The organism is Rhodoferax sp., assembly GCF_010365055.1.
In the GTDB taxonomy this organism is placed as follows: domain Bacteria; phylum Pseudomonadota; class Gammaproteobacteria; order Burkholderiales; family Burkholderiaceae_C; genus Rhodoferax.
Genome location: NZ_JAAFHA010000135.1, coordinates 1 through 7,109 on the forward strand (window position 1 = coordinate 1; position 7,109 = coordinate 7,109).

Annotated in this window: 7 protein-coding genes; 6 read left to right on the forward strand and 1 reads right to left on the reverse strand. The window is 57.9% G+C overall.

The window, feature by feature from the left end:
* Positions 1-128: 128 nt before the first annotated feature.
* The 3 genes from csm6 (at position 129) to GZ093_RS19175 (ending at position 3,262) form a co-directional block, all read left to right on the forward strand.
* Positions 129-590 (forward strand): CRISPR-associated ring nuclease Csm6, encoded by a 462-nt coding sequence (gene csm6 / locus GZ093_RS19165; protein ID WP_296489178.1) that lies wholly within the window; start codon positions 129-131, stop codon positions 588-590.
* Between the two features lie 156 nt (positions 591-746).
* Positions 747-2,402 (forward strand): IS66 family transposase, encoded by a 1,656-nt coding sequence (locus GZ093_RS19170; RefSeq protein WP_296489179.1) that lies wholly within the window; start codon positions 747-749, stop codon positions 2,400-2,402.
* Positions 2,399-3,262 carry a DUF4338 domain-containing protein gene (locus GZ093_RS19175; RefSeq protein ID WP_296489170.1) on the forward strand — a complete coding sequence of 288 codons (864 nt, stop codon included), beginning with the start codon at positions 2,399-2,401 and terminating at the stop codon, positions 3,260-3,262. Before GZ093_RS19170 ends, GZ093_RS19175 begins: the two co-directional genes overlap by 4 nt.
* An 11-nt stretch (positions 3,263-3,273) precedes the next feature.
* Here the strand turns inward: GZ093_RS19175 and GZ093_RS19180 are convergent, their stop codons facing one another.
* Positions 3,274-3,495: a hypothetical protein gene (locus tag GZ093_RS19180; RefSeq protein WP_296489171.1), complete on the reverse strand. Its 222-nt coding sequence runs from the start codon at positions 3,493-3,495 to the stop codon at positions 3,274-3,276.
* 352 nt (positions 3,496-3,847) lie between these two features.
* Between GZ093_RS19180 and GZ093_RS19185 the strand changes: the two genes are divergently transcribed.
* The 3 genes from GZ093_RS19185 to GZ093_RS19195 all read left to right on the forward strand — a co-directional run bounded on the left by GZ093_RS19185 (position 3,848) and on the right by GZ093_RS19195 (position 6,669).
* Positions 3,848-4,384 carry a hypothetical protein gene (locus GZ093_RS19185; RefSeq protein ID WP_296489172.1) on the forward strand — a complete coding sequence of 179 codons (537 nt, stop codon included), beginning with the start codon at positions 3,848-3,850 and terminating at the stop codon, positions 4,382-4,384.
* A gap of 130 nt (positions 4,385-4,514) precedes the next feature.
* A complete protein-coding gene (locus GZ093_RS19190; RefSeq protein ID WP_296489174.1) occupies positions 4,515-5,873 on the forward strand; it encodes a DDE-type integrase/transposase/recombinase in 1,359 nt (452 codons plus the stop codon).
* Between the two features lies 1 nt (position 5,874).
* Positions 5,875-6,669: an ATP-binding protein gene (locus GZ093_RS19195; RefSeq protein ID WP_296489176.1), complete on the forward strand. Its 795-nt coding sequence runs from the start codon at positions 5,875-5,877 to the stop codon at positions 6,667-6,669.
* Positions 6,670-7,109: the final 440 nt, after the last annotated feature.

Here is a 7,109-nt window from a genome sequence, read left to right on the forward strand (position 1 = left end):
GTGAAACAGCCGGGTTTAACCAGCCGTCACGCCGCGCTCAGGGTGGGGGAATTTGAGGTGGCCAAAAGTGGGGGAATTTGGGTGGCCATCAGGGACATCCAGCTAGCTACCAGCGCCGGGTGCTGCTGGTGGTCAGTGGCCTGTCTCCTCAAATCGTGACCGAAACCATCTACGCATTGGCGTTGGCTGGCGAGTCCCGATTCGTCCCTACCGAAGTCCACATCATCACCACCAAAGAGGGCGCACAAAAAGCCGAACTCTCACTCCTGAGCACTGACTTGGGCTGGTTCCATAAATTGTGCGACGACTACCAGTTGCCAGCCATCGCATTCAACCGTGACCACATTCACGTCATGCAAGATGCCAATGGACAGGACATGAGCGATATTCGCAGCATTGAAGACAACAGCGCTGCGGCTGACTACATTACTGCGCAAGTACGAGCGTTCAGCTCAGATGACAAATGCGCGCTGCATGTCTCCATCGCTGGCGGGCGCAAAACCATGGGGTTTTATCTTGGCTACGCCTTGTCACTGTACGGCCGTCCCCAAGACCGACTGAGCCCCGGTCTTCGACAGCTAATGACGTAAGTACCTTGATTTCATTAGGTTTGACTTTAAAACGTGCCCCTACAAGGAGAATATTCGGTAAACCCGTATCGTTGAACTTGTTGAATAAATTACTGGACACAATCTGTTTTTTGTCGTACCGTGTCGTACATGCTTACGCCGCACAGCTTGGACGAAATGCCGGTTATCAAGACTCAGGCACCCGTCACGGTAACGATAACCGAGCAAGAGTATCTTGGCCTAAAAAGAGATGTGAACTGGTGGAAGTCCCTGCACCATGGTTCCCTTCTTCGAATCCAATCGATTCAAGCCCAACATCGCAAAGAGATTGATCGAGCCATACTTCGCGAGACTGCTTGGCGTGACGAATTGGAAGCTGCACAGTCCAGAATACGGGATCTGCAAAAACGTATGTTTGGGGGCAAGAGCGAACGCAGCAAGAGCGCAAAACAGCAAGGCTTTGTAGGTGCGCATCATGCCCATCGCGGACAGCAACTCAATGCACGAGGTCATGGACGCTCCCTGCAGACACATCTGCCCCAGCGCATTGAAGTCGCAAGCCTTGATGATGCGCACTGTTCAAAGTGCGGCCTTGCATTTGGAATCTTCCCTGGCACTGAAGACGCTGAAGTGTTGGAGATTGAAGTCAAAGCCTACCGGCGCAAGATTCGGCGATTGCGCTACAAACCAATGTGTAAATGCGAGGCCCTGCCTGGCATCATCACCGCACCGCCACCATCTCGGCTGATTGCACGGGGAAAGTTCGGCATAACGGTGTGGACCACAGTGTTGCTTGACAAGTTCGTGTACGGCCGCCCCAGTAACCGATTGCTGCTTGATTTGGCTGATCATGGTCTGCGTATGTCAGCGGGCACACTCGCCGGTGGCTTGCATACCATTGCCAGGCTATTCGAGCCCATTGATATTGCACTGCGCGCCAAACTCTGCAGCGAGTCGCACTGGCATGCTGACGAGACCCGTTGGGCGGTGTTCACCGAGATTGACGGCAAGGTCGGCCATCGCTGGTATCTATGGGTGTTTCACTCCGCCGCGGTGGTTCACTACGTGCTCGATCAGACACGTGCAACCACCGTCATCGAAGGCGAACTCGCTGGCGTTGAAGACGGCATCATCAGTTGCGACCGCTACTCAGCCTACAAGTGCTATGCCCGGCGCAATCCCGGGGTGTCATTGGCTTACTGCTGGGCACACCAAAGACGAGACTTCTTTGAACTGGCCATCGCTTATCCAACTCTGTTGACGTGGGCATTTGTCTGGGTGGACGCTATTGGTGAGTTGTATCACTTCAATGATTTACGCCTGCAAGCGCCGCCTGGCAGCGCAGAGCGGGCTACGGCGCAACGTGCGCTTGAGCATGCCGTGCAACAAATGGCCGCTCGACGCGATGCTGCGCTGACAGATGCGCTAGTGCCCATTGCTGCGGCCAAAGTTCTGCAAAGCATGACAGTGCATTGGGTTGGATTGACGGTGTTTGTCTCGCACCCGCAAGTTCCTATTGATAATAATGTGGCTGAACGAGACATGCGAGGGCCGGTGGTGGGGCGCAAGAACTTTTACGGATCCGGCTCTGAATGGTCGGGCGAGTTGGCGGCCACCATGTACAGTGTATTTGGTACCCTCAAACTGTGGGGGATCAATGTGCGCACTTGGCTTGGTGTCTACTTGCAGGCCTGTGCCGACAACGCCAACAAAGCGCCCGATGACATCACCGCCTTTTTGCCTTGGGCGATGGATGCCAGGAGATTGGCGTTTATGCGTGCATCGGTTATTTCTAAAGTGTCTGAAGTGCTCGAAGGGGTTGACAGTTCATGACGGTTTACTGTGGGCGCGATTTCAGCGCCGAAGAAATCCAGATGATCCGGGATTTGATGCAAGAAAACCCGGACCTCAAACGCTCCCCTTTGTCGCGCCGACTTTGTGAGTTGTGGAACTGGACCAAACCTAACGGCGAACTCAAGGACATGACGTGTCGCGTGGCGTTACTACGCATGCAGGCTGATGGCTTGGTCACTTTGGCGCCATCGATTCATCGCAGCAGCAACCGCAGGGCTGCCCACTTCCCTGCCACGCAGGCCAGTGACCCACAAACACCGATCAAGGCACCGGTGCATGAACTCGATGCCTTGACGCTGCGCCTGGTCAACGGCACAGTGAATTCACGCCTGTGGAATGAGTACATCGCGCGCTACCACTACCTGGGCTACACGCCGCTGTCGGGTGCCCAAATGCGCTACAGCGTCTTCGTCGGCGAGCAGTTGGTGGCGTGTATCAGCTTTGGTGCGAGCGCCTGGAAACTCAAGGAACGTGAGCGTTTCATTGGATGGCAAGAGCATCAGCGCCAGAAGAACCTGCAGCTTGTCGTCAACAATGCGCGCTTTCTGATCCTGCCATGGATTAACTCCAAAGGCCTTGCATCCAAAATTCTGTCCCGCGTGGCCCGTCAACTGCCCAAGGACTGGTTCAACCGTTACGGGTTTCGCCCTGTACTGCTGGAAACATTTGTCGAGTTCGAGCGCCACCGGGGAACTTGCTACAAGGCCGCAAACTGGATCAACGTTGGCCGCACAACAGGGCGGGGTAAGAAATCTTTAAGTCACCGCCAACTGATTCCAGTCAAAGATATCTGGCTGTATCCGTTGCAAAGAAACTTCGCTGCAGTCCTTTGCCAATAGCTTGGACGGGTTTACCGAATATTCTCACTCAAAAGCGTTATTTGCGTGTTCAGGGTGGGTTTTTTGATCGTCAGCGCCGACAAAATATCAGTGTGTTCTTGGCTGATGGTGGACAGCCCGGTCACCGGTTGCGTGTTATTGAGCATCACCTGATGATGTTGAATCCGACGCAGTTTTTCCAGAGCGCGCTCAGGCGAGAGCTTGGTCTCACTGGCTCTGAGACGAGTGCGCATCACCCGATGTCACGTTGCACGGCATTCAAGATTCAGCGACCCCCTGATGTCCCAGGTCTATCCGGGAACTTGTTGGCACGAACCCCGAATCGATTGCGGGACGACTGCCTGATCAGAATCAGAAGTTGATCCGGATTTACTTTCAATGGGCCCCTGCCAGGCCGCCGGAGGCCCCCCCTGGCGCACAAGTGCCGAGATGCACGGCCGTTTTGTTCGCTGTTGCCCCATTCATCTGAACCGGCACTTTCAGCCTGCATGAACACCGCAGCGTTGTCGCAAACAAGATAGGCCGGTTTCCTTTTGTTAATGTTCGTGGTGACTAAACCCAAACCTAACAACAGAAGACCAGCCTATGCACAGAATTGTAGCGAGCATCACCTCCCTTGAGTTACATGCTGCGGCACTCGCATCCGGCTGTGAAGCCTACCGTCCATCGAACTGCCCCCACTGCCAAGGCTGCAAGCTTTGGAGCCACGGTTGTTACCACCGCAAGGCCGATCGCAGACCCGGTGCGCTCGGCGCGCTCAATCCGGTGGCCATTGCGCGCTATTTGTGTGCGGCGTGTCTTCACACCTGCTCGCGTGTGCCGCTGTGTATCGCGCCCAGGCGTTGGTACGACTGGTCGGTGCAGCAGGTGGTCTTGCTGCTGTTGCTCGCTGGAGTCTCCCTGCACCGCTGCAGTCGCTGCACGCAGTTTGAGCGGCGCACCATCCGGCGCTGGGGCAACTGGCTTGACCAGCGCAGCGAGGCGTTCGTCTTTCACCTGCGCAGCCGGTTTGCCGATTTTGGCCGAGAAAGCGATACGCCAGCGCTTTGGCGCAGCGTCATGAACGCCATGGGCCTGGGTGTCGCCATGGCCTGGTTCGATCAGGACCTGGTCGTCCCATGATGCGCCGCCCCTGAATTGAGCGCAGACAACGAACAAACCACCCACTGGAGCACCCCACACACTTTGCCCCCTGCCACAAAGCTTCGATCTGCGTTCCCATCGGCACCTCTTCAACTCAAGGTGTACGTTCATGACACAGATCGATTCCATAGCATTATTCCGGCTCTCCGTTCTGGGGCCGATGGTGAGCCGCGAGCGTCTGGAGCGCGGTGAACTGCAGCAGCTGATTCGCCAGATGGCCCAACGTGAGTACGCCATTCCCGGCTCGCAGCGTCGCCACCTGGGCGAGAAGACCATCGAGGCTTGGTACTACGCCTGGCGCCAAGGCGGCATCGTTGGCCTGACTCCCAAGGTGCGCGTGGACCGCGGCCAGTCCAAGCTCGCGCAATCGCTGCAAGAGGCGGTGCTGGCGGCCAAGCGGGACAATCCACGGCGCTCGATTCGCCAGATCCAGCGCCTGCTTGAGGCCAGTGGGGCGGCGGCCAACAACAGTCTGTCAAGCTCGGCCATTCATAGATTGCTTCAACTCCACGGCCTCTCACGCATCACCGGCTCCGTCAGTCTGCCCGAGGAGAAACGCAGCTTTGGCGCTGAATTCGCCGGCTCCATCTGGTACGGCGACGTGATGCATGGCCCACGCCTGGCCATGAAAGGGCAAATGCGCAAGACCTACTTGGTGTCGCTCTTTGACGATGCCTCGCGCCTGGTCACCCACAGCGCCTTTTGCCTGGGCGAGACGGCGCTGGACATTGAAGGCGTGCTCAAGCAAGCGCTGCTCAAGCGCGGTGTGCCCATCAAGTTGGTCGTCGACAATGGCGCGGCCTACCGCGCCACCACTTTGCAAGGCCTGTGCGTGCGTCTGGGTATTCACCTGATCTTCTGCCGGCCCTACGCGCCCGAGGGCAAGGGCAAGCTCGAGCGCTGGCACCGCACGTTTCGTGACCAATTTCTGAGCGAGCTTGACGAGCGCCACATCACCGACCTGGCCGATTTGAACGCCCGGTTGTGGGCCTGGCTGGAGCAGATATACCACCGCACGGAGCACGCCGCCCTGGGTGGCATGACGCCCTTGGCGCGCTACCAGCAGGACCTGGCCCGCATCCGCAGCCTGGGGGCCAAGGCGGCGACGATTGACTCTCTTTTTTATCACCGCGTTGCGCGCTTCGTGAAGAAGGACGGCACCGTGTCCTATCTGGGTCAGCAGTTTGAGGTGCCCTACGAGTTGTCCGGCAAGACCGTCAAGCTGGTTGTGGACCCCCATGCAAAGCGCGTGCTGGGCGTTGAGAACGATGCCGGTCTATCCTTGGGAGCCGCCACGCCGCTGGACAGACAAGCCAACCTCAAGCGGGTGCGCCGAAAGCCCGCGCAGCCCGGCGACGATGATGGCCTCGGTATGACTGGCAGCACTCCCAAGCGCGGCCCCGGCGGCGCCGGACCCAATCTGGTGGAGCTCGCCCACCGCCAGTATTACGCCACGCTGGAGGCTTGAGATGTACCTTCAACACTTTGGCTTGGCGCACGCCCCACTGGGCAAGGATCTCACCGCGCCCTGGGATGATGGCACCTTGGCGCATTTGGCTGAGCGCTTCAACTGGCTGTTAAGTTCCCCCGGCGTTGGCCTGATCACTGGCGAGCCCGGCGTGGGCAAGACGGCGGCCCTGCGCAACATTACCAAATCCCTCAATCCGCACCGCTATTCTGTGCTCTACCAGGCCGAGACCGACTTCGGGCGCGTCGATATCTACCGGGGCCTGGCTCGTGCGTTGGGCATCGAGCCCAACTATCGGCGCGCACAGCTGTGGCGCGACATCAAGCAGCGCATTCATGAACTGGTCGACACCAAGCAGACCACGCCCGTGTGGATCATCGACGAGGCGCAGAACCTGCCGCCGGAATTCTTTCGCGACCTGCCGGCCTTCATGAACTTTGCGTTTGATTCGCGCGACCTGATCAGCATCTGGCTGGTGGGGCATCCGGCCCTGGCTCAAACCCTGGAGCGTGCTCCTTATGCGGCACTGGCCAGCCGCATTCAGGTGCGCGTCGAGCTCAAGCCGATCGTGCAGCGTGAACGCTTTGCCCAACTTATCGAGCATGCGTTTAAAAGCGCAGGGTGCGCACATACCTTGATCAGCGCGTCGGGGATGGAGATCGTGCGCCAGGCCTCCAAGGGATTGCCGCGCAATGCCAGCACCATCCTGTGCACCGCCATGCGATTGGCCATGCCCAAAGGGCTCAACCATTTGCCCGACGAGATTTTGCAATTGGCCATCGGGGAGTTGCAATGAAGCGCAAAAAAAGATTGAGGCGACTGACCCGAATGGAGCTCGGGCTGTTTCCAGATGGACTGTCGGATGAGGCAGTCTGGGCGATGCGCGATTGCCTGCAGACCCTGCACATGGCCTTCGAGAGTCGATACCTGAGTCAGCTGATACGCCAGCGCAAAAGCTTGGAAACCGTGTACGACACACAGCATCCGTGGAGAACGCCACCACCGCTATAGCCCAGCCATCAAGCAGCCCAGTCCCGCAATACAAGAGGGTCGTGTTCAGCCGAAGTTACGGTGGGACACGACCCTTTTTTTACCCTCGAATAGGGTGGAGCTCTGAGCCGGTTTGAATGCGGGACGTAACAACCCGATACAGAATCAACGCCATAAAGCAAATCGCCGCATGAGCCTTGATGCGCTCAGGCAAGCGGTGATAAATCGGCCCAATCTCGATCTCGG